Here is a 20,279-nt window from a genome sequence, read left to right on the forward strand (position 1 = left end):
CTTGAGGACGAGGCCGTTCAGGCCGACGGGGGTCCGGGGGCGGAGCCCCCGGAGGGCCCGGGCGGCCGCCCACGCCGAGGCAGTGGACCCGTGTCCCGCGGCAGGCGCCCCGCCTCGGCCAGTGCCTTCCGCAGCAGGAACTCGATCTGGGCGTTCGCCGACCGCAGCTCGTCACCGGCCCACCGCGCCAGCGCCTCGTACACCGCCGGGTCCAGCCGCAGCAGCACCTGCTTGCGCTGCTGCTGCGGCCGGCGCTGCGGGCCCGGACCCTCGGACGGTGTGGTCACTGGTAGAGGGACCCGGTATTGAGGACCGGCTGCGCGGCGCGGTCCCCGCACAGCACCACCATCAGGTTGGAGACCATCGTCGCCTTCCGCTCGGAGTCCAGCTCCACGATGTCCCGCTCGGTGATCCGGGCGATCGCGGCCTCCACCATGCCGACCGCTCCGTCCACGATCTGCCGCCGGGCCGCGACGACCGCGCCGGCCTGCTGCCGCTGGAGCATCGCCGAGGCGATCTCGGGGGCGTACGCGAGGTGGGTGAAGCGCGACTCGATGATCTGCACCCCGGCCGCCTCCACGCGCGCGTGCAGTTCGACGGCGAGCTTCTCGGTGATCTCCTCGGCGTTGCCGCGCAGCGAGAGGCCGTCCTCGTCGTGCGCGTCGTAGGGGTACTCGATGGCGATGTGCCGCACGGCCGCCTCGGTCTGGGTGGAGACGAACTCGATGTAGTCGTCCACCTCGAAGGTGGCCTGGGCGGTGTCCTCGACCCGCCACACCACGACCGCGGCGAGCTCGATCGGGTTGCCGTAGGCGTCGTTGACCTTCAGGACGGCGGTCTCGTGGTTGCGGACCCGCGTCGAGATCTTCGTGCGCGAGGTGAGCGGGTTCACCCAGCGCAGGCCGTCCTGGCGGATCGTCCCCCGGTAGCGGCCGAAGAGCTGGACGACCCGGGCCTCGCCGGGCGCCACCATGTTCAGCCCGCACATGGCCAGGAACGCGGCGAGCGCGACCAGGATGCCGCCGATGATCAGGCCGGCCTTCGCGCCGCCGCCGTTCACCGCCGTGGCGGCCGCGATCAGCCCGGCACCGGCCAGCAGTCCGAGCAGGCCGAGGAGCAGAGCGAGCCCGCCTCCGATGCTGTGTGCCGTGAACTCCCGTACGCGTGGCGCCGGCATCTCGGGCACGTCTGCGGTGACCTGCGTGTCGTGTGTGGACATGAGTGAATCCCCCGTTCTTCCGCGGAGCCATCCTGCATAGCGTCCGTCTAGCTAAGTGATATCACATTATCGCGCCCTGGCAACCTTACGCGTGTCTCGAACGTCGGTTCCGTAGGGATGGGTGCTGATTGTCACGCCCGCAAAGGGCCGGATCGGCAGCCCTATCTCTTATCTCCCGGTGTTAGCTTTCTGAGCTGACCTGAGCGGCGAACCTGTGTGACACACGAGCACACATGAACGAAGCGGAGCGGATCGGACCCATGGGACGAGCGGAAGAGAGACGCGCCCGACAGCGCGGTGGGCGCCGGGCGGCACCCAAGAGCCACCGTTCGTCGGCCCCGGCCGGGAAGAGCGGCATACGCAGGCTCTTCACCTGGAAGAAGATCCTCGGCACCTTCTTCGGCCTCTGCCTGCTCGGCATGGGCGCCTTCATCGTGCTGTACATGGTGATCGACATCCCCGAGGGGAACGCCGACGCCAAGCGGCAGAGCAACATCTACAAGTACAGCGACGGCGCGATCATGGCCCGCGACGGCAAGGTCAACCGCGAGGTCGTCGACCTGTCCAAGGTCCCCAAGCCGGTCCGGCAGACCTTCGTCGCCGCCGAGAACAAGACCTTCTACAAGGACGCCGGCGTCGACCTCAAGGGCACCGCCCGCGGTGTGTTCAACACCCTCGCCGGCCGCGGCTCGCAGGGCGGTTCCACGATCACCCAGCAGTACGTCAAGAACTACTACCTGACGCAGGAACAGACCGTCTCGCGCAAGCTGAAGGAACTGGTCATCTCGTTGAAGCTGGACCGGGAGAAGTCCAAGGACTACATCCTCGCCGGCTACATCAACACCAGTTACTACGGCCGCAACGCCTACGGCATCCAGGCCGCCGCCCAGGCCTACTACCGCAAGGACGCCGAGGACCTCACGGTCGCGCAGGGCGCCTACCTCGCCGCGCTCCTCCAGGCACCGAGCCAGTACGACTGGGCGGTCGCCTCCGAGGGCGGTAAGAAACTGGTCAAGGCCCGCTGGAACTACGTACTGAACAACATGGTCGAAGAGGGCTGGCTGAGCCGGTCCGAGCGTGACGGCATGAAGTTCCCGGTGCCCAAGGAGCCCAAGCCCGCCCCCGGCATGGAGGGCCAGAAGGGCTACCTCGTCAACTCGGCCAACGCGACCCTGGAGAAGCAGCTCGTCGCCGACGGCACCGCGAGCACCCGCAAGGAAGCCGAGGCGATGGTCAACGCCGGCGGCTGGACCATCACCCTCAACATCGACAAGAAGAAGCAGGCCGCGCTGGAGAAGTCCGTCCAGCAGCAGCTGACCAGCAATCTCGACCCCGACAAGCGCAAGGTCGACGGGAACGTCCAGGCCGGCGCCGCGTCCGTGAACCCGAAGACGGGCGCCGTGGTCGCGATGTACGGCGGCGAGGACTACTTCAAGCACTACATGAACAACGCCACCCGCGCCGACTACCAGCCGGCCTCCACCTTCAAGCCGGTCATCCTGGCCGCGGCCCTGGAGGAACAGGCACAGACGCAGGACGGCAAGCCGATCACCGCGAACACGGTCTACGACGGCACGAGCAAGCGCCAGGTCATGGAGGACGGCAGCAAGGTCGGCTTCGCCCCCGAGAACGAGGACGACCAGAACTACGGGCCCATCAGCGTCCAGACGGCGATGAACAAGTCCGTCAACTCCGTCTTCGCACAGATGGGCGTCGACGTCGGCATGTCCAAGGTGGTCGACGTCGCCGGCAAGCTCGGCATGGACACCGAGAACATGGAGGCCGTGCCCGCCCAGACCCTCGGCAGCATGGGCGCGAGCCCCCTGCAGATGGCCGGCGTCTACGCGACCCTCGACAACCACGGCAAGAAGGTCACCCCGGCCCTGGTGAAGTCGGCGGAGCACCTGAACCAGAAGGTCACCATGCCCGACCCGGTCGGTGAGCAGGTCATCAGCCCGGAGGCCGCCGACTCCGTCACCTCGGTGCTCACCGGCGTGGTCGACGACGGCACCGCCCAGGCCTCCGTACGGAACAACCCCGCGCGCGACGGCCAGCAGGTTGCCGGCAAGACCGGTACGTCCGACAACAACAAGTCGGCCTGGTTCACCGGCTACACGCCGAACCTGGTCACCTCGGTGGGCCTGTTCGGCGAGGACGCCAAGACCCACGCGCAGGTCGCGATGTACAAGGCGCTCGGCGAGCCCCGCATCGACGGCGGTGGCTTCCCGGCGCGGATCTGGGCGGCGTATACCTTCGGCGTGATGGGTGACGTCACCAAGTTCGACCTGGACACCCAGCAGGGCGCGGCCGTCCAGCCCACGTGGACACCGACACCCACGGAGTCGGAGACCGAGGAGCCCACGCAGGAGCCGACGACCGAGGAGCCGTCGTCGCCCCCGCCGCCGACGACGGAGGAGCCGAGCACCTCGGCGCCGCCGAGCCCGTCGACGTCACCGTCGACCATCACACCGCCGACCTCCCCGGGGACGGTGTCCCCGCCGACCGACGGCGACCCGTTCGACCCGGTCAGGCCGGGCGACGAGGAGTAGGCGACGCGAACGGGCGCCCGGCATCACGCCGGGCGCCCTTTCGCCGTGCTGTTCGGTGCGTCAGCCGCGGTTGAGCTCGAACCAGACGACCTTGCCCGTGCTGAGCCGCGTCGCACCCCAGCGCCGGGCCAGCCGGTTCACCAGGTACAGACCGCGTCCGCCCTCGTCGGTGGCGCGGGCCTGCCGCAGACGCGGCAACTGCGGGACGTCGTCGCCCACTTCGCAGCGCAGGACATCGGTCCGCAGCAGGCGCACCGTGACCGGCCGGGACGCGTACCGCACGGCGTTGGTGACGACCTCGCTGACCAGCAGCTCCACGGAGTCGCTGAGTTCCTCGAGGCCCCAGCGCTGCAGCGCGCGCCGGGCGAGGCGGCGGGCCCGGCCGGGGGCGGCGTCCTCCGGCTCCAGGAACCAGTACGCCACGTCGCTGGGAGCGATCCCGTCGAAGCGGGCGGCGAGCAGCGCGATGTCGTCGTCCCGGTCGCCCGGGCCGAGCATGTCGAGCACCTCGTCGCAGAGCGCCTCCAGGGGCGGCGGATGGTCGGGACCGGTGAGCTGCGCGGTCGCGGCGAGCTTCTCGCGCAGCTGCTCGATGCCGGTCCACACGTCCCTGAGGCGCGACTCCACCAGGCCGTCGGTGTACAGCACCAGGGTCGCGCCGGCGGGCGCGTCCAGCTCCACCGCCTCGAAGTCGACGCCGCCGACCCCGATCGGGGCACCGGCCGGCACACGCAGCACCTCGGCCCGGCCGCCCAGATGGAGCAGGACGGGCGGCGGATGACCGGCGTTGGCGATGGTGATGCGGTGCGATACCGGGTCGTAGACCGCGTACAGGCAGGTCGCCATGCGGTCCACACCGAGGCGCTGGGCCTGTTCGTCGAGGTGGTGCAGCACCTCCTGCGGCGGCAGGTCGAGGCCCGCGAGGGTCTGGGCGGTGGTGCGCAGCTGGCCCATGATCGCGGCCGAGGTCATGGAGTGGCCCATGACGTCACCCACGACCAGGGCGACCCGGCTGCCGGGCAGTGGGATCGCGTCGTACCAGTCGCCGCCGACGCGTGCGGTCTCCGCCGCCGGCAGATAGCGGGAGGCGAGCCGCACGCCCGTCGGGCGGGGCAGCGTCTCGGGCAGCATCGTGCGCTGCAGCTCGTCCGCGATGTACGCCTCACGCCCGTACAGCACCGCCTTGTCGATGCCCAGGGCGCTGTGCGTGGCGAGCTGGGCGGCCACCAGCAGGTCGTCGGGCTCGAAGGCGATGCGTTCCGGGCGGCGCAGGAAGAGAGCGGCACCGATGACCCGGCGCCGGCCGCGCAGCGGGGCCAGGATCGCCCGCTGTCCGTCCGGTACGGCGAACTCGCCGCCCTCACCGAGCAGCTCGGGCAGCGCGGCGCGGGCCGCGGGAGCGTCGGTGAAAACCGGGCGCACGCCCCGCAGGACCTCGGCGAGCGCGCTGCCGGGACGCACCTCGCACAGCTCGGCGCCGACCGCGTCCAGCTCGTCCGGTTCGGGCTGCGCGGCCGGCTGGAAGCCGTTCTCGGTGTCGCGCTCCGCCGGTATCCGGTCGGTACGGCGCAGCCGCAGCACCAGCGGGCCGGTGGGCCGCTCGTCGCCGACGGGCAGCGGGTCGCGCAGGTAGACCAGGATCGCGTCGGAGAACGTGGGCACGGTGGCCCGGCACAGCCCCATCACGATCTCGTCGAGATCGATGCCGCGGGCGATCCGCCGGGTGGCGGCGCCGACGAACCGGAGCCGGTCGCCGTCCCGCCGCATCGGCGTGGGCTTGCCGGGCGGCAGGCTCTGGCCGCTGCGGCGCTCGGGCCCCTCGGGGTTCGGCGCAGGCCGGTCCTGCTCGTCGGCCGGCTGGACCGGGATGCCCTCGGGGGAGGGGCGCGGCCGCGGGGTCTCGCGCTCGGCGGTCTGCTCGGCACCCGGCTGGGAGTGCTCGGAGGCGGGGTCGCTCACGGTGTCCTTGCCCTTGCCGAACGGCGTGGAGGTGCCCGGCTCCGAGGTGCCCGGCGTGGTGTGCGCCGTCGAGGCCGGAACGCTGGCGTCGCCGCACGGGCGGCCCTGTACCGGTAAGGCGCCCGAGCCGGGCGTGCGCGCCGGTGTCGAGGTATGCACGAGCGCCCCGCGGGGGTCCGCGGGGTCGATGCCCGTCTGCGGGCGTTCGAAGGAGGTCGGCTGCTCCGTCACGCGTGTCGAATCCATCCGTCCGGGGCTGCACGCCAGAGGTGCAGGTGGTCCCGCCGAAACTCCGATACCCGGAATACGTGTCCCAGGAACGGAATCCCCGCGTGGTCAGAGGTTGTTTCTGTGCCACCGGCGGGCCGTCTGCGGCCCTCAGGGGCCTGCTGACGGCCCCTGGGGCCCGTGGAGCAGGCCCTGCCGGTGTTGCCCTCGTACCCCTCGCTCACGTCCTGCCGCCCCTCGGTGACGATCGGTCAAGCTCAGCGCGTGCTGCGGTAGTTGCGATGTGCGACCCGCCGCGCGCCCTTGCGGAGGACGATCCTACGTTTCTTGCCCGGGGGCGCATCAAGGGTCTCATGAGGACACATGCGCGGGCGTACGATCCCAGTCCTCAGGCAGTGACGGTACAGCCCAGGACGGATCCGGGCGCCAGTGCTGCCAGCCTTCCGAGAACGGCGGCCCCCACGCGCGGATCACCTCCACCGCCGCCTGCCCCGCCGCTCGTACCTTTTCCGCCTGTTGGCCGTCCATCAACCCGTCCCGCCGGGCCTGGGCGAACTCGTCCTCGTCCCGCCAGTGCCAACTGCGGTCGGGATGGACGGAAATGTCCAGGAAGTGGTCCACGGAGTCCACGCCGCCCTCCCAACGGGCCAGCGGCTCCTCCAGGTTCACGTACCAGTTCTTGAACTGCCAGCCCGGATCCCAGAACAGCCACACCGACCAGGGCTCGCCGGGCCGGGCCAGCTTCAGGACGCCCGTGCCGAACCACCGGTCGCGCTGCACGGTGCGCGGCCTGGTGTAGCGCGACTCCAGCGGCTCCAGGTGCACGGGGGTGCCGTCGGCGAGCACCGGCTTCACGCACTCGGTGCCCGGCGCCAGCCACACGGCGAGCAGCTCCGCGTCGTCCCGTACGACCGTGACGGGACGCACGATGTGCAGACGCGGGCCGCCGTTCTCCCGGTACCGCCACAGGATCCGGCTCCCGGGCGCCCAGAAGCCCGCCGCACCACCCGTTTCCACGCGTCTCACCGCTCCACCCTCTGCCATGCACAGATATTAGGTGCCATAGGCATACGACGCTGCGGCGCGTGTCATGGTTCACGCGCCGGGCGTACTCGCACCACGCATCGTCACGGGTGCGTCATCCGCAGGACATCCAGCGCCTCGTCGAGCTGCTCCCTGGTCAGGTCGCCGCGCTCCACGTACCCGCCGTCCAGCACGACCTGACGGATGGTCTTCCGCTCGGCCAGTGCCTTCTTGGCGACCTTCGCGGCCTCCTCGTACCCGATGTACTTGTTGAGCGGTGTGACGACGGACGGGGAGGACTCCGCGTACTCCCGCGCCCGCTCGCGGTCGGCGGTGACGCCGTCGACCGTCCGGTCGGCGAGCAGCCGCGAGACGTTGGCGAGCAGCCGGATCGACTCCAGCACGTTCTTCGCGATGACCGGCAGCATGACGTTGAGCTCGAAGTTGCCGGCGGCACCCGCCGTGGCCACGGTCGCGTCGTTCCCGACGACCTGGGCCGCCACCATCAGCACGGCCTCCGGAATGACCGGATTCACCTTGCCCGGCATGATCGAGGAACCGGGCTGGAGGTCCGGCAGGGCGATCTCGGCGAGGCCGGTGCGCGGTCCGGAGGACATCCACCGCAGATCGTTGGCGATCTTCGTCAGCCCGACCGCGATGGTCCGCAGCTGCCCGCTGGTCTCGACGACGCCGTCCCGGGCGCCCTGCGCCTCGAAGTGGTCACGGGCCTCGGTCAGGGGCAGCCCGGTCGTCCGGGCGACCTCCTCGATCACGGCGGCGGAGAACCCGGGCGGGGTGTTGATGCCGGTGCCGACGGCCGTGCCGCCGAGGGGCAGTTCGGCGAGCCGGGGGAGGGAGGCCTCAAGGCGCTCGACGCCGTACCGCACCTGGGCGGCGTAGCCGCCGAACTCCTGGCCCAGCGTCACGGGGGTGGCGTCCATCAGATGGGTCCGCCCCGACTTCACGACATCGCCGAACTCCTCGGCCTTGCGCCCGAGGGCGGCCGAAAGATGCTCCAGGGCCGGGACGAGATCGCGGATGACCGCGGCGGTGGCGGCGATGTGGATCGACGAGGGGAAGACGTCGTTCGACGACTGGGAGGCGTTGACGTGGTCGTTGGGATGCACGCTCCTGCCCAGCCGCTCGGTGGCCAGGGTGGCGATGACCTCGTTGGTGTTCATGTTGGACGAGGTCCCGGACCCGGTCTGGAACACGTCGACCGGGAAGTGCTCGTCCCACTTCCCCTCGGCGACCTCGGCGGCGGCCGACTGGATCGCGTCGGCGATCTCCTTGTCCAGGACCCCCAGCTCGGCGTTGACCTTGGCCGCCGCCCCCTTGATCCGCGCCAGCGCCTCGATGTGCGCCCGCTCGATGCGCTGCCCGGAGACCGGGAAGTTCTCCACCGCACGCTGGGTCTGGGCCCGCCACTTGGCGTGGGCGGGCACCCGCACCTCGCCCATGGAGTCGTGCTCGATGCGGTACTCGGTCCTGTCCTGCTCGTCGGTCATCGACGATCACCTCCACGTGGCACAGCGTCCGCGACGCGACCACTGTTCCCCGTGGAGGCGACTAGTCACCCCTCTGACGGCAGCCCGTCCGGCGTTTGAGGACGAGGCCCTTCGTCCGAACGGGGTCCGGGGCGGAGCCCGGGCGGGGTCGAAGGGGCGAAGTCCCTGGAGGACGGGACGGGACGGGCAGGGGCGGCGGGGGCGAGATCCATCCCCCGCCGCACCCGAGGCACTACGCCAGCCCAGGCCCCCGCACCGGAATCGACGTGAACGTCGGCGCGGGCGCCGGGTCCTGGAAGAAGTCGTTGCCCTTGTCGTCCACGACGATGAACGCCGGGAAGTCCTCGACCTCGATCTTCCAGACCGCCTCCATGCCGAGCTCCTCGTACTCGACGACCTCGACCTTCTTGATGCAGTCCTGGGCGAGACGGGCGGCCGGGCCGCCGATGGAGCCGAGGTAGAAGCCGCCGTGCGAGCCGCAGGCGTCGGTGACCTGCTTGCTGCGGTTGCCCTTGGCCAGCATCACCTTGGAGCCGCCCGCCGCCTGGAACTGCTCCACGTAGGAGTCCATCCGGCCGGCCGTGGTGGGGCCGAAGGAGCCGGACGCGTACCCCTCGGGCGTCTTCGCGGGACCCGCGTAGTACACCGGGTGGTCCTTCAGGTACTGCGGCATCTCCTCGCCCGCGTCCAGCCGCTCCTTGATCTTGGCGTGCGCGATGTCACGCGCCACGACCAGCGGGCCGGTCAGCGACAGGCGGGTCTTCACCGGGTACTTCGTGAGCTCGGCCAGGATCTCGTCCATCGGCTGGTTCAGGTCGATCTTGACGACGTCGCCCTCGGACTCCAGCTGCTCGTCCGTCGTCTCCGGCAGGAACCGCGCCGGGTCCTTCTCCAGCTGCTCCAGGAAGACGCCCTCGGCCGTGATCTTCGCGACGGCCTGGCGGTCGGCGGAGCAGGACACCGCGATGGCGACCGGGCAGGACGCCCCGTGCCGGGGCAGCCGCACGACGCGCACGTCGTGGCAGAAGTACTTGCCGCCGAACTGCGCCCCGATCCCGATCTTCTGCGTCAGCTCGAAGACCTTCTGCTCCAGGTCCTCGTCCCGGAAGCCGTGCCCGAGCTCCGAGCCCTCCGACGGGATCTCGTCCAGGTAGTGCGCGGAGGCGTACTTCGCCGTCTTCAGCGCGTACTCGGCGGACGTACCGCCGACCACGATCGCCAGGTGGTACGGCGGGCAGGCGGCCGTACCGAGCGAGCGGATCTTCTCCTCCAGGAACTTCATCATGGAGGCCTCGTTCAGGACGGCCTTCGTCTCCTGGTACAGGAACGACTTGTTGGCCGAGCCGCCGCCCTTGGCCATGAAGAGGAACTTGTAGGCGCCGCCGTCGGTCGCGTACAGCTCGATCTGCGCCGGCAGGTTGGAGCCCGTGTTCTTCTCGTCCCACATGGTCAGCGGGGCCATCTGCGAGTACCGCAGGTTCAGGTTCTGGTACGCGTCGTAGATGCCGCGCGAGAGGGCCGCCTCGTCGCCGCCCTCCGTGAGCACGTTCTGTCCGCGCTTGCCCATGACGATCGCCGTGCCGGTGTCCTGGCACATGGGGAGGACGCCCGCCGCCGCGATGTTCGCGTTCTTCAGCAGGTCCAGCGCCACGAACTTGTCGTTGCCGGACGCCTCGGGGTCGTCGATGATGCGGCGCAGCTGCGTGAGGTGGGCGGGGCGCAGGTAGTGCTGGATGTCGTGGATGGCCTCCTCGGCGAGCTTGCGCAGCGCCTCCGGCTCCACCTTGAGGAAGGTCCGCCCGTCCGGCCCCTCGACCGTGGAGACACCCTCGGAGGTCACCAGCCGGTACGGGGTGGTGTCCTCTCCCTGGGGGAGCAGATCGGTGTACGCGAACTCAGGCATCTCGCCCATTCCTCACTCGACAGACGCGACCCGCCTCCTTTGGCGAGCGCCCACCAGCGTAGAACCTGCCTCCGGCGGCGAGCTTGTGAGGTAAGGCTCAGTTCGTCACGGTCGGGTCGTGGTCAGGGGCTCGCAAAGGACGCGAGTGAGGGGTGTCGCGATCTATCGTGTTTCGGTACGCTGCTGCCGTGGACCTTCAGAAGCAGGACCTTCAGACGCAAGGGGCGCCCGCCGGCTCCGAGTTCCGCGCCTCCGACGCCGAGCGCGACCGCATCGCCGACATCCTGCACGACGCCCTCGCCGAGGGCCGCCTCACCGCGGACGAGCACGCCGAGCGGGTCGACGGGGTGCTGCGCGCCAAGACGGTCGGCGAGCTGGAGGTGTTCATACGGGACCTGCCCGCCGCCCACCGCCGGGGCCCGGCCCCGTCCCCCGCGCCGGCCCCCTACCGCCCTGCCGCCGGCGCCCTTCCGATGGACCCCGACGACAACGTGGTCGCGATCTTCGGCGCCGCCGCCCGCAAGGGCCGCCGGCGAGTGGGCCGCCGCATCCACGCCTACGCGGTCTTCGGCAGTGTCGAGATAGACCTCAGTGAGGCCCTCTTCGACCACCAGCAGGTCGTGATCAAGTCGTTCGCGGTCTTCGGCAGTGTCGACATCCGCGTCCCGGAGAACGTGTCGCTGCGCGGCATGGGCGGCGGTGTGCTCGGCAGCTTCGAGGTGGACACCCTCGACTCGGACGAGCCTCAGGCCCCGGTCGTCTTCGTCGACGGCTGGGCCCTCCTGGGCAGCGTCGAGGCGCGGCCCAAGCGCGGCAGGTTCGTCGCGGACATCCTGGACCGGGTGCAGCGCAAGGTCGACAGGAGTCTGCGCAAGCACCTGGATCATTGACGGTCGCGAATCCGCCCCGGGTCCGGAGCAAATCGGTGCACCGGTGACACGGCCCCACGGACCCTGCGAACGGGGCGAATCCAGCGGTTCGGAACTCAGTGCATAGGCGCGGGTACAGCGGGTAGGCCTTGCTGCATCGTCTCTCGCTCGCGAAGCCGTCGTCAGGAGTAGACCGTGCTGCAACCGCCGCATTCGTCCCTGCAGGTAGCTGCCGTTCCGGCCCCGCGGGTGCCAGCGCGAGACAGGGATCAAGACGCCCCGTGGCACACCGAGGCGGTGTGCCGGCGGGACGAAGCGGGCCTGTTCTTCGCTCCCTCCAAGGAGCCCACCGCGGCCCGGCTCTCCCGCGAGGAGGCGGCGAAGCGGGTCTGCGCCCGCTGTCCGGTGATGGTCGAATGCCGCGAACACGCCCTGCTCCAGCCCGAACCGTACGGCGTCTGGGGCGGCCTGACCGCAGCGGAACGCCGCGTGGTCCTGGCCCGGCGCCGCCGTCGCGACCTGGAGCTGAAGAAGGCGGCCCACTCCTCGGACCGCATAGCCGCGGCAGGCTGAGCGACAGCGGAAGAGGGCGCCCCCACCGCACCGGGGGCGCCCTCTTTTCAGCGGATCCTCCGGGTGGGTCACTTCCCCTTGTCGAAGTCGATCGCGCTGTACGCCCGCAGCTTGCTCAGGCGGTGCTCGGAATCGATTCTGCGGACCGTGCCCGACCGCGACCGCATCACGATGGAGTCGGTCGTGGCGGTCTCCGCACGGTAGCGAACCCCCCGCAGCAGCTCCCCGTCCGTGATCCCGGTCGCCACGAAGAACACGTTCTCGCCGGTGACCAGATCCTCCGTGGTCAGCACCCGGTCCAGATCGTGCCCGGCGTCGAGGGCCCGCTGCCGCTCCTCGTCGTCCTTGGGCCACAGCTTGCCCTGGATCGTGCCGCCCAGGCACTTCACCGCGCAGGCCGAGATGATGCCCTCCGGCGTACCGCCGATGCCGAGCAGCAGGTCGACGCCCGTGCCCTCGCGCAGCGCCAGGATCGAGCCGGCCACGTCGCCGTCGGAGATCAGCCTGATCCGCGCACCGGCCTCCCGGATCTCCTTGATGATGCCCTCGTGCCGCGGCCGGTCAAGGATCACCACCGTCACGTCCTCGGGCGCGGACCGCTTGGCCTTGGCGACCCGGCGGATGTTCACCGACACCGGCGCGTTGATGTCGACGAAGTCGGCGGCCTCGGGGCCGGTGACGAGCTTGTCCATGTAGAAGACCGCCGACGGGTCGAACATGGAGCCGCGCTCGGCCGCGGCCAGCACCGCGATCGCGTTCGTCATGCCCTTCGCGGTCAGCGTGGTGCCGTCGATCGGGTCCACGGCGATGTCGCACTCGGGCCCGGTCCCGTCCCCGACGCGCTCCCCGTTGAACAGCATGGGGGCTTCGTCCTTCTCGCCCTCGCCGATGACGACGACGCCGTTCATCGAGACGGTGGAGACGAGGGTCCGCATGGCGCGCACCGCGGCGCCGTCGGCGCCGTTCTTGTCTCCGCGTCCCACCCAACGGCCCGCGGCCATCGCCGCCGCCTCTGTCACCCGGACCAGTTCCAGGGCGAGGTTGCGGTCGGGGGCCTCGGAGGGCACATCAAGTTCGGACGGCAAGTGATGATGCTCGGTCATCGGAGCGCACCTTTCTGTACGACGACGGCCGGATGAGGGCTTTGTCGCCCGACTCTATCTCCGAGTGCGCAAAATGAGCAGGGGCCCCCACGGATGAGCACTCCGGAGACCTGCGACGATAGGGGGCGTGGCAGGCACGAACGGTAAGCAGAAAACGGCGCGGGACATGATCCTCTCGATGGGCGTCATCGTCCTCGTGGCGGGCTTCGTGTACCTCTTCATCCCGCACGACGACACCCCGCAGGACACCAAGGTGGTCGACTACCGGGTCGAACTGCTCACGGCACGCCGCGCCGCCCCGTACCCCGTGGCCGCGCCCGAGGGCCTGACCGACGGGTGGAAGGCCACCTCCGTCCGCTACCGGGGCGAGGACTTCGACACCTGGCATCTCGGCTTCCACGATCCCGAGGGGGAGTACGTGGCGGTCGAGCAGTCCACTCAGCGGCGCCCCGTCTTCCTCGACGAGGCGACCCAGGGCGCGCGGGAGACCGGGCAGACCGAGAAGATCGCCGGCCGGACGTGGACCCGCTACGAGGGCGGCCGGTACGACGCGCTGGTCCTCGAAGGCGCCAAGGGCTCGACGACGGTCGTCACGGGCACCGCGTCGTTCGCGCAGCTGTCGAAGATGGCGGAGGCGCTGAGGACGGAGTGAGCCGCGCACTCCCGTAGGCATGACGAAGGCCCTCGGCGCGGTGCCGGGGGCCTTGTCCGTGTCCGGGAGGGGTTCTCAGACCGTGGTGACGACCTGGTCGAACTCCAGGCGCGGGGAGCGCGGGTGCCAGGCGTCCGGGCCCGGGCGGCCGATGTTGACGATCATCAGCGGGGTGTGGTCGTCGTCCAGGAACTCCTTGCGCACGCCCTCGAAGTCGAAGCCGGTCATCGGGCCGGCGGCGAGACCGGCGGCGCGGACGCCGACGATGAAGTACGCGGCCTGGAGGGCGGCGTTCAGCCCGGCGGCGTTCTCGCGGACCGGGCGCTCGGTGAAGAAGACGTCCTTGATCTGCGGCGCGGCCGGGAACAGGTGCGGCAGCTCCTCGTGGAACTCGTTGTCCGCGGAGAGGATCGCGACCAGCGGGGCGCTCGCCGTCTTGGCGCGGTTGCCCTCGGCCAGGTGCGGCACCAGGCGCTCGCGGGCCTCGGGGGAGCGGACCAGGGTGATGCGCAGCGGGGTCTGGTTGAAGGCCGTCGGACCGTACTTGACCAGGTCGTAGATCGCCTGCACCTGCTCGTCGGTCACCGGCTCGTCGGTGAAGGCGTTGGCGGTGCGGGCCTCGCGGAACAGCAGGTCCTGGGCGGCGGGGTCAAGAACGAGGGACATGGATGCACTTTCTCGCGACGGTCGGTCCGGAAGATCGGCTGACGTCTTCGACCGTACGCGAGTGAAGTTCAACGTTCAACTAACCTGAGGGTGTCGTGTGTCACCCGGCACGGACCGGCCCGGTCCCGCCCGGCCTACTCGGTGTCCTCGTCCTCCGCGGCCTCCTCGGCCAGCGCCGCGTCCAGCCTCGCCCGCGCCCCGTCCAGCCAGCGCCGGCAGACCTTGGCCAGCTCCTCGCCGCGCTCCCAGAGCGCGAGGGACTCCTCCAGCGTCGTGCCGCCCGCCTCCAGGCGCCGGACGACCTCGATCAGCTCGTCCCGCGCCTGCTCGTACCCGAGCGCCTCGGTCGTGCCCGGCGCCTCATCAACCTCGCTGGTCATCCACCCACCCTATGTGTCCACTCGTACGGAGAACTCACCCTCGGAGACCCGGGCGCGCAGCGCCTCACCGGCCTCCACCTCGCCGGGATCGCGGACGGCGTGCCCGTCCGCCTTCTGCAGCACGGCGTACCCGCGCTTCAGGGTCGCGGCGGGGGAGAGGGCCACCACGCGCGCGTGCGTGTGCGTCAGCTCCGAGTCGGCCCGGTCGAGCTGGTGCCGCAGGCAGCGCCGGCCCCGGTCGAGCAGGTCCGCCACATGGTCGGCGCGCTCGTCGATCATCCGGTGCGGGTCCTCTATCGACGGCCGCGCGAGGGCATGCGCCAGCCCGCGCTCCTCCCGCTCGACCAGCGCCGCCACGCACCGCCGCGCCCGGTCCCGCAGCAGCCGCACCCGCTCGTACTCCTCGCCGACGTCGGGTACGACCTTCTTGGCGGCGTCGGTCGGGGTGGAGGCGCGCAGGTCGGCGACGTGGTCGAGGAGCGGGTTGTCGGGCTCGTGCCCGATCGCGGACACCACGGGCGTACGGCACTGGGAGACCGTCCGGATCAGCTGCTCGTCGGAGAACGGCAGCAGGTCCTCCACACTGCCGCCGCCCCGCGCGACGATGATCACGTCGACGTCCTCGATCGCGTCGAGCTCCTTCACGGCCTGCGCGACCTGCGGCACGGCGTGCACGCCCTGCACGGCGACGTTGCGCACCTCGAAGCGGACGGCGGGCCAGCGGTGCCGGGCGTTCTCCAGGACGTCGCGCTCGGCGGCCGAGGCCCGTCCGCAGACCAGCCCCACGAGCTGCGGCAGGAACGGCAGCGGCTTCTTCCGCTCCGGGGCGAACAGCCCCTCGCGCGCGAGGGCCTTCTTCAGCTGCTCCAGGCGCGCCAGCAGCTCCCCGACACCGACGGGCCTTATCTCGGCGGCCCGCAGCGACAGCTGCCCCCGCGGCGCGTACCACTCCGGCTTCGCGAGGACGACGACCCGGGCGCCCTCGCTCACCACGTCCGCGACGGCGTCGAACACCTGCCGGTAGCAGGTGACGCCGACGGAGATGTCGTACGACGGGTCGCGCAGCGTAAGGAACACCACACCGGCGCCCGGCCGCCGCGACAACTGCGTGATCTGCCCCTCGACCCACACCGCGCCGAGCCGGTCGATCCATCCGCCGATGAGCCGCGACACCTCACCGACGGGGAGCGGGGATTCCGCGGACGTGTTCACAGCCATGCCCGCGAGGGTAGTGGGCGCCGCTGACAACACGGTTCAGCCGCTCGGGAGGTGTCCTCCGTGCTCAGGGCGTCCACGCGTCCCGCCGGCTGTCCCGCGCCGTCGGCACCACCGGACCGGTGCGATCTTCGGCCTGCCGAACGCGGCCTTACGATGGGACGCATGTCTGCTTCGCCTGGCCGCCGTGTCCTGCTCGCCGCCCCCCGTGGCTACTGCGCGGGTGTGGACCGCGCCGTCATCGCCGTCGAGAAAGCGCTGGAGCAGTACGGGGCTCCGGTCTACGTCCGGCATGAGATCGTCCACAACAAGTACGTCGTGCAGACCCTGGAGAAGAAGGGCGCGATCTTCGTCGAGCAGACGGAGGAAGTGCCCCCGGGGAACATCGTCATGTTCTCCGCACACGGCGTTGCCCCTGTCGTCCACGAGGAGGCCGAGCGCGGCCGCCTCGCCACCATCGACGCCACCTGCCCCCTGGTCACCAAGGTCCACAAGGAAGCCGTCCGGTTCGCCAAGGAGGACTACGACATCCTCCTGATCGGCCACGAGGGCCACGAGGAGGTCATCGGCACCTCCGGTGAGGCCCCCGAGCACATCCAGCTGGTCGACGGGCCGGGCGATGTCGCGAAGGTCGAGGTCCGCGACCCGTCCAAGGTCGTCTGGCTCTCCCAGACCACGCTGTCCGTCGACGAGACCATGGAGACCGTCGACGCGTTGCAGGAGAAGTTCCCGCAGCTCATCTCCCCGCCCAGCGACGACATCTGCTACGCCACGCAGAACCGCCAGCTGGCCGTGAAGCAGATGGGCGCCGAGTCGGAGCTGGTGATCGTGGTCGGCTCCCGCAACTCCTCCAACTCCGTGCGGCTCGTGGAGGTCGCCAAGAACGCGGGTGCGCGCGAGGCCTACCTCGTGGACTTCGCCGACGAGATCGACGAGGCCTGGCTGGAGGGCGTCTCCACGGTCGGCGTCACCTCGGGTGCCTCCGTCCCGGAGGTCCTGGTCGAGCAGGTCCTGGAGTGGCTCTCGCAGCGCGGCTTCGAGGACGTCGAGCTCGTCAAGGCGGCCGAGGAGTCCATCACGTTCTCCCTGCCGAAGGAGCTGCGCCGCGACCTGCGCGAGGAGGCGGCGACGCTGGCCGCCGAGCGCGGCGGGGAGGGAACCGGCACTGGCACCGGGAGCGGTACCGGTACCGGGGCCGGTGAAAATTCCGGGGAGTGATCGCGAACGGGCTGGGCGGTGACAGCCGTCCGGCCTGTGACTGTCAGTCGTTCGTCGTAGCGTGGGGCCATGCAGATCTTCGGTGTGGACATCGGCGGTTCCGGGATCAAGGGCGCCCCGGTGGACCTGGACAAGGGTGACCTGGCGCAGGAGCGTCACAAGGTCCTCACCCCGCACCCGGCCACGCCCGACGGGGTGGCCGACGGCGTCAAGGAGGTCGTCGACCACTTCGGCTGGACGGGCCCGATCGGGGTCACCTTCCCGGGCGTGGTCACCGACGGAGCCGTGATCCGTACGGCGGCCAACGTCGACGACAGCTGGATCGACACCGACGCCCGCGCGCTGCTCGGCGAACGGCTGGGCGGCCTGCCGGTGACGGTGGTGAACGACGCGGACGCGGCGGGCGTCGCCGAGATGCACTTCGGCGCCGGCCGCGGCCGCCACGGCACGGTGATCGTGCTCACGCTCGGTACGGGCATCGGCAGCGCGGTCTTCATCGACGGCGCCCTCGTCCCCAACACCGAGCTGGGCCATCTGGAGCTGGACGGGCACGACGCGGAGAAGCGGGCCTCCAGCAAGGCCCGGGAGGACCACGACATGACGTGGGAGCACTGGGCGTCGCACCGCGTGCGCAAGTACCTCGCCCACGTCGAGATGCTGTTCTCGCCGGAGCTGTTCATCATCGGCGGCGGCGTCAGCCGCAAGTCCCACAAGTTCCTGCCCCACATCGAGGGCATCGAGGCGGAGATCGTCCCGGCGCAGCTGCAGAACAACGCGGGGATCGTGGGGGCGGCGATGCGGGCGGCCGGGCACTAGGCCGCTTCAGACGGCTCTTCGGGGCCCGGCAGATGTCACCCCGGCGGACGTGACCCGGCTGCCGCCGCCCGCCGCCGGTGCACCAGCCGGATCCGCCGGACGATGACGATGAGCCCGGCGACGAGCGTTCCCCCGTACAGCCACCCGGCCTGCGTGGCGAGCGCCGTCACCAGTCCCATCAGCCTGCCGCCGGTGCCTCCGTCGCCGTCGGCCATCGGCAGCAGCCCCACGGCGAACGCGATCGGCACGACGACGGGCGCGATCATCAGATCCCCCCGGCGCACCCAGACGGCGGTCAGCACACACACCGGCAGGAACAGCACGCCGTACGCCGTCAGCGACGCGCCGAACAGCACCGCGCACACCCCGCCGAGCAGGAACATCACCACGCCGCTGAACAGTCCGCTGCCCAGCCCGGTCAGCCGGGGATTCGGCAGCCGTCCCGCAGTGGGCGCGGCCCCCGCCGACGCGGGCGCGGGCCGCCGTCCCGCCGCCTCACTGCCGGCTCCTCCCGCTCCTCGTTTCGCCTGGGGCGGCAGTGACGATCCCGGTCCGTCGCGTCGCGGTCCGTGCCGGGCAGGTCGCGTCCTGTATTGCTCCACTGCACCAACGTAGGTCGTTCAATATGCCGAATCGCCCATCAGACACGCCGTGGGCCGAGGCTTGGCCAAGCGTTCGACAGGCCCGCCGGGCGGCTTGCGGGTACGCCGTAGACTGGTGGATCGGCCGGTCCCCTGGCCCCCTGGCCCTCTCCACTCACGGGAAGTCGCAACGTGTCGCTCACGATCGGAATCGTCGGTCTGCCGAATGTCGGCAAGTCGACCCTGTTCAACGCCCTGACCAAGAACGACGTGCTGGCGGCCAACTACCCGTTCGCCACCATCGAGCCGAACGTGGGCGTCGTCGGCGTCCCCGACCCGCGGCTCGGCAAGCTGGCCGAGATCTTCAAGTCAGAGAAGGTCCTCCCGGCCACGGTCGACTTCGTCGACATCGCGGGCATCGTCCGCGGCGCGTCCGAGGGCGAGGGCCTGGGCAACAAGTTCCTGGCGAACATCCGTGAGTCGGACGCGATCTGCCAGGTCATCCGCGCCTTCGCGGACGAGAACGTCGTACACGTCGACGGCAAGGTCTCGCCCAAGGACGACATCGAGACCATCAACACCGAGCTGATCCTGGCGGACCTCCAGACGATCGAGAAGGTCCTTCCGCGCCTCCAGAAGGAGTCGCGCATCAAGAAGGACATCGCCCCGAAGGTCAAGGCCGTCGAGGAGGCCAAGGAGATCCTGGAGAAGGGCGACACCCTCTTCGCCCACGGGATCGTCCAGGGCAGCGAGCGCAACGAGCTCCTGCACGACCTGCACCTGCTCACCACCAAGCCGTTCCTCTACGTCTTCAACGTCGACGAGGACGAACTGGTCGACGAGGACTTCAAGAACGAGCAGCGGGCCCTGGTCGCCCCCGCCGAGGCGATCTTCCTCAACGCCAAGCTGGAGGCGGACCTCGCCGAGCTCGACGAGGACGAGGCCCTCGAACTCCTCCAGTCCGTCGGCCAGGACGAGCCCGGCCTCGCCACCCTCGCCCACGTCGGCTTCAACACCCTCGGCCTCCAGACCTACCTCACGGCCGGCCCCAAGGAATCCCGCGCCTGGACCATCAAGAAGGGCGCCACGGCCCCCGAGGCGGCCGGCGTCATCCACACCGACTTCCAGAAGGGCTTCATCAAGGCGGAGGTCATCTCCTTCGGCGACCTGGTGGAGACGGGCTCGGTCGCGGAGGCCCGCGCGAAGGGGAAGGCGCGTATGGAGGGCAAGGAGTATGTGATGCAGGACGGGGATGTGGTCGAGTTCCGCTTCAATGTGTAGCGGGTGACTCAGCGCCACTTCGCTGATCTGGCAAACGTGCAGGTCAGAAGGGGTTCGACCCTTCGGGGGCGGGCCCCTTGTTCTTTCCCGTGCTGGGATGGTGCTGGGATAGCTGATCCCTCGTCACCTGTCATCACCCCTGCTCATCCCTGCCGTTCTGAGATGGTGCTGGCACGGGATGAGAATGCTCGCCCATGCGTAGGGTGCGGGCGAGTGAACGCAGGACGCTCTCGGAGACGCCGCGTAGGTTCCCGCGTTCCATCCGGGTGGAGTATGCGGTGCTCACGTCCACGAGCTGGGCGACCTCCTCGCGGCGCAGCCCGGGGACGCGGCGCGCACCGCCGAAGACCGTCACGCCGGCTTCCTCGGGGCTGATGCGGCCTGGGAGCGTGTTGGTTGGTCGGCTGCCTCAGGCGCCACTGTTGCTGGTCGGCTTGGAGGGGGGGCTTGATGTCCGGAGCCGGGCGGATGGTGTTCCCCTGCACTGTGGTGGCGACTCGTCCGGAGGCGTCCTCGGTTTGCGCGGTCCCGTTCCC

At 70.4% G+C, this 20,279-nt stretch carries 19 protein-coding genes; 7 read left to right on the plus strand and 12 right to left on the minus strand.

Annotated features, from left to right (window positions below):
* Nucleotides 1-17: 17 nt before the first annotated feature.
* Both ACFZBT_RS07695 and ACFZBT_RS07700 read right to left on the minus strand, forming a co-directional pair.
* On the minus strand, nucleotides 18-287 hold the full coding sequence (locus tag ACFZBT_RS07695; protein WP_391099631.1) for a hypothetical protein: 270 nt from the start codon (nucleotides 285-287) through the stop codon (nucleotides 18-20).
* The gene (locus tag ACFZBT_RS07700; RefSeq protein WP_391099633.1) at nucleotides 284-1,219 is read right to left on the minus strand and encodes an SPFH domain-containing protein; all 936 of its coding nucleotides are present in this window, start codon (nucleotides 1,217-1,219) and stop codon (nucleotides 284-286) included. The genes ACFZBT_RS07695 and ACFZBT_RS07700 overlap by 4 nt, the downstream gene beginning before the upstream one ends.
* A gap of 260 nt (nucleotides 1,220-1,479) precedes the next feature.
* On the opposite strand from ACFZBT_RS07700, the gene ACFZBT_RS07705 reads away from it, so the two are divergent.
* Entirely contained in the window at nucleotides 1,480-3,768 is a 2,289-nt protein-coding gene (locus ACFZBT_RS07705) for a transglycosylase domain-containing protein (RefSeq protein ID WP_391099635.1), read from the plus strand.
* Between the two features lie 60 nt (nucleotides 3,769-3,828).
* Here ACFZBT_RS07705 and ACFZBT_RS07710 read toward each other — a convergent pair whose 3' ends face one another.
* The 4 genes from ACFZBT_RS07710 to ACFZBT_RS07725 all read right to left on the minus strand — a co-directional run bounded on the left by ACFZBT_RS07710 (nucleotide 3,829) and on the right by ACFZBT_RS07725 (nucleotide 10,389).
* Entirely contained in the window at nucleotides 3,829-5,973 is a 2,145-nt protein-coding gene (locus ACFZBT_RS07710) for a SpoIIE family protein phosphatase (RefSeq protein ID WP_391099637.1), read from the minus strand.
* Between the two features lie 333 nt (nucleotides 5,974-6,306).
* Nucleotides 6,307-6,999, minus strand: coding sequence for a DUF402 domain-containing protein (locus ACFZBT_RS07715; RefSeq protein WP_391099639.1), 693 nt, complete (start codon nucleotides 6,997-6,999; stop codon nucleotides 6,307-6,309).
* A gap of 83 nt (nucleotides 7,000-7,082) precedes the next feature.
* Nucleotides 7,083-8,486, minus strand: a complete 1,404-nt coding sequence (locus ACFZBT_RS07720; RefSeq protein WP_391099641.1) for an aspartate ammonia-lyase — start codon at nucleotides 8,484-8,486, stop codon at nucleotides 7,083-7,085.
* A gap of 232 nt (nucleotides 8,487-8,718) precedes the next feature.
* Nucleotides 8,719-10,389 carry a FumA C-terminus/TtdB family hydratase beta subunit gene (locus tag ACFZBT_RS07725; RefSeq protein ID WP_391099644.1) on the minus strand — a complete coding sequence of 557 codons (1,671 nt, stop codon included), beginning with the start codon at nucleotides 10,387-10,389 and terminating at the stop codon, nucleotides 8,719-8,721.
* Nucleotides 10,390-10,577: 188 nt separating this feature from the next.
* Between ACFZBT_RS07725 and ACFZBT_RS07730 the strand changes: the two genes are divergently transcribed.
* The gene (locus ACFZBT_RS07730; protein WP_391099647.1) at nucleotides 10,578-11,279 is read left to right on the plus strand and encodes a DUF1707 domain-containing protein; all 702 of its coding nucleotides are present in this window, start codon (nucleotides 10,578-10,580) and stop codon (nucleotides 11,277-11,279) included.
* A 174-nt stretch (nucleotides 11,280-11,453) separates the two neighbouring features.
* Nucleotides 11,454-11,831 carry a WhiB family transcriptional regulator gene (locus tag ACFZBT_RS07735; RefSeq protein WP_215118824.1) on the plus strand — a complete coding sequence of 126 codons (378 nt, stop codon included), beginning with the start codon at nucleotides 11,454-11,456 and terminating at the stop codon, nucleotides 11,829-11,831.
* A gap of 68 nt (nucleotides 11,832-11,899) precedes the next feature.
* On the opposite strand, the gene glpX is transcribed toward ACFZBT_RS07735, so the two are convergent.
* Nucleotides 11,900-12,934, minus strand: a complete 1,035-nt coding sequence (gene glpX, locus ACFZBT_RS07740; RefSeq protein WP_382490272.1) for a class II fructose-bisphosphatase — start codon at nucleotides 12,932-12,934, stop codon at nucleotides 11,900-11,902.
* 127 nt (nucleotides 12,935-13,061) lie between these two features.
* Here glpX and ACFZBT_RS07745 point away from each other — a divergent pair, with 127 nt between their 5' ends.
* Nucleotides 13,062-13,586, plus strand: a complete 525-nt coding sequence (locus tag ACFZBT_RS07745; RefSeq protein ID WP_391099650.1) for a DUF4245 family protein — start codon at nucleotides 13,062-13,064, stop codon at nucleotides 13,584-13,586.
* A 75-nt stretch (nucleotides 13,587-13,661) separates the two neighbouring features.
* Here the strand turns inward: ACFZBT_RS07745 and ACFZBT_RS07750 are convergent, their stop codons facing one another.
* The 3 genes from ACFZBT_RS07750 to xseA form a co-directional block, all read right to left on the minus strand.
* Entirely contained in the window at nucleotides 13,662-14,252 is a 591-nt protein-coding gene (locus tag ACFZBT_RS07750) for a malonic semialdehyde reductase (RefSeq protein ID WP_391099653.1), read from the minus strand.
* A gap of 134 nt (nucleotides 14,253-14,386) precedes the next feature.
* On the minus strand, nucleotides 14,387-14,632 hold the full coding sequence (locus ACFZBT_RS07755) for an exodeoxyribonuclease VII small subunit (protein ID WP_391099656.1): 246 nt from the start codon (nucleotides 14,630-14,632) through the stop codon (nucleotides 14,387-14,389).
* A 9-nt stretch (nucleotides 14,633-14,641) separates the two neighbouring features.
* Nucleotides 14,642-15,850: an exodeoxyribonuclease VII large subunit gene (gene xseA, locus ACFZBT_RS07760; RefSeq protein ID WP_391099658.1), complete on the minus strand. Its 1,209-nt coding sequence runs from the start codon at nucleotides 15,848-15,850 to the stop codon at nucleotides 14,642-14,644.
* Between the two features lie 153 nt (nucleotides 15,851-16,003).
* On the opposite strand from xseA, the gene ACFZBT_RS07765 reads away from it, so the two are divergent.
* Entirely contained in the window at nucleotides 16,004-17,065 is a 1,062-nt protein-coding gene (locus tag ACFZBT_RS07765) for a 4-hydroxy-3-methylbut-2-enyl diphosphate reductase (protein WP_391099661.1), read from the plus strand.
* 69 nt (nucleotides 17,066-17,134) lie between these two features.
* The gene (ppgK, locus tag ACFZBT_RS07770; protein ID WP_391099663.1) at nucleotides 17,135-17,881 is read left to right on the plus strand and encodes a polyphosphate--glucose phosphotransferase; all 747 of its coding nucleotides are present in this window, start codon (nucleotides 17,135-17,137) and stop codon (nucleotides 17,879-17,881) included.
* 35 nt (nucleotides 17,882-17,916) lie between these two features.
* Here the strand turns inward: ppgK and ACFZBT_RS07775 are convergent, their stop codons facing one another.
* Nucleotides 17,917-18,483 (minus strand): DUF6542 domain-containing protein, encoded by a 567-nt coding sequence (locus ACFZBT_RS07775; RefSeq protein WP_391099665.1) that lies wholly within the window; start codon nucleotides 18,481-18,483, stop codon nucleotides 17,917-17,919.
* Nucleotides 18,484-18,654: 171 nt separating this feature from the next.
* On the opposite strand from ACFZBT_RS07775, the gene ychF reads away from it, so the two are divergent.
* The gene (gene ychF, locus ACFZBT_RS07780; RefSeq protein WP_391099668.1) at nucleotides 18,655-19,743 is read left to right on the plus strand and encodes a redox-regulated ATPase YchF; all 1,089 of its coding nucleotides are present in this window, start codon (nucleotides 18,655-18,657) and stop codon (nucleotides 19,741-19,743) included.
* 133 nt (nucleotides 19,744-19,876) lie between these two features.
* On the opposite strand, the gene ACFZBT_RS07785 is transcribed toward ychF, so the two are convergent.
* The gene (locus ACFZBT_RS07785) at nucleotides 19,877-20,098 is read right to left on the minus strand and encodes a helix-turn-helix domain-containing protein (RefSeq protein ID WP_391099670.1); all 222 of its coding nucleotides are present in this window, start codon (nucleotides 20,096-20,098) and stop codon (nucleotides 19,877-19,879) included.
* Between the last annotated feature and the right edge of the window lie 181 nt (nucleotides 20,099-20,279).

The sequence above is a fragment of the Streptomyces sp. NPDC008137 genome, from assembly GCF_042957035.1.
GTDB lineage: Bacteria > Actinomycetota > Actinomycetes > Streptomycetales > Streptomycetaceae > Streptomyces.

What these genes read in the sequence shown, in the direction of transcription:
- ACFZBT_RS07725 (WP_391099644.1), bottom strand. Translation starts at nt 10,389, where the DNA reads ATGCCTGAGTTCGCGTACACCGATCTGCTCCCCCAGGGAGAGGACACC.
- ACFZBT_RS07715 (WP_391099639.1), bottom strand. Translation starts at nt 6,999, where the DNA reads ATGGCAGAGGGTGGAGCGGTGAGACGCGTGGAAACGGGTGGTGCGGCG.
- ppgK (WP_391099663.1), top strand. Translation starts at nt 17,135, where the DNA reads ATGCAGATCTTCGGTGTGGACATCGGCGGTTCCGGGATCAAGGGCGCC.
- ACFZBT_RS07705 (WP_391099635.1), top strand. Translation starts at nt 1,480, where the DNA reads ATGGGACGAGCGGAAGAGAGACGCGCCCGACAGCGCGGTGGGCGCCGG.
- ACFZBT_RS07720 (WP_391099641.1), bottom strand. Translation starts at nt 8,486, where the DNA reads ATGACCGACGAGCAGGACAGGACCGAGTACCGCATCGAGCACGACTCC.
- ACFZBT_RS07755 (WP_391099656.1), bottom strand. Translation starts at nt 14,632, where the DNA reads ATGACCAGCGAGGTTGATGAGGCGCCGGGCACGACCGAGGCGCTCGGG.
- xseA (WP_391099658.1), bottom strand. Translation starts at nt 15,850, where the DNA reads ATGGCTGTGAACACGTCCGCGGAATCCCCGCTCCCCGTCGGTGAGGTG.
- ACFZBT_RS07710 (WP_391099637.1), bottom strand. Translation starts at nt 5,973, where the DNA reads ATGGATTCGACACGCGTGACGGAGCAGCCGACCTCCTTCGAACGCCCG.
- glpX (WP_382490272.1), bottom strand. Translation starts at nt 12,934, where the DNA reads ATGACCGAGCATCATCACTTGCCGTCCGAACTTGATGTGCCCTCCGAG.
- ACFZBT_RS07700 (WP_391099633.1), bottom strand. Translation starts at nt 1,219, where the DNA reads ATGTCCACACACGACACGCAGGTCACCGCAGACGTGCCCGAGATGCCG.
- ACFZBT_RS07750 (WP_391099653.1), bottom strand. Translation starts at nt 14,252, where the DNA reads ATGTCCCTCGTTCTTGACCCCGCCGCCCAGGACCTGCTGTTCCGCGAG.
- ACFZBT_RS07765 (WP_391099661.1), top strand. Translation starts at nt 16,004, where the DNA reads ATGGGACGCATGTCTGCTTCGCCTGGCCGCCGTGTCCTGCTCGCCGCC.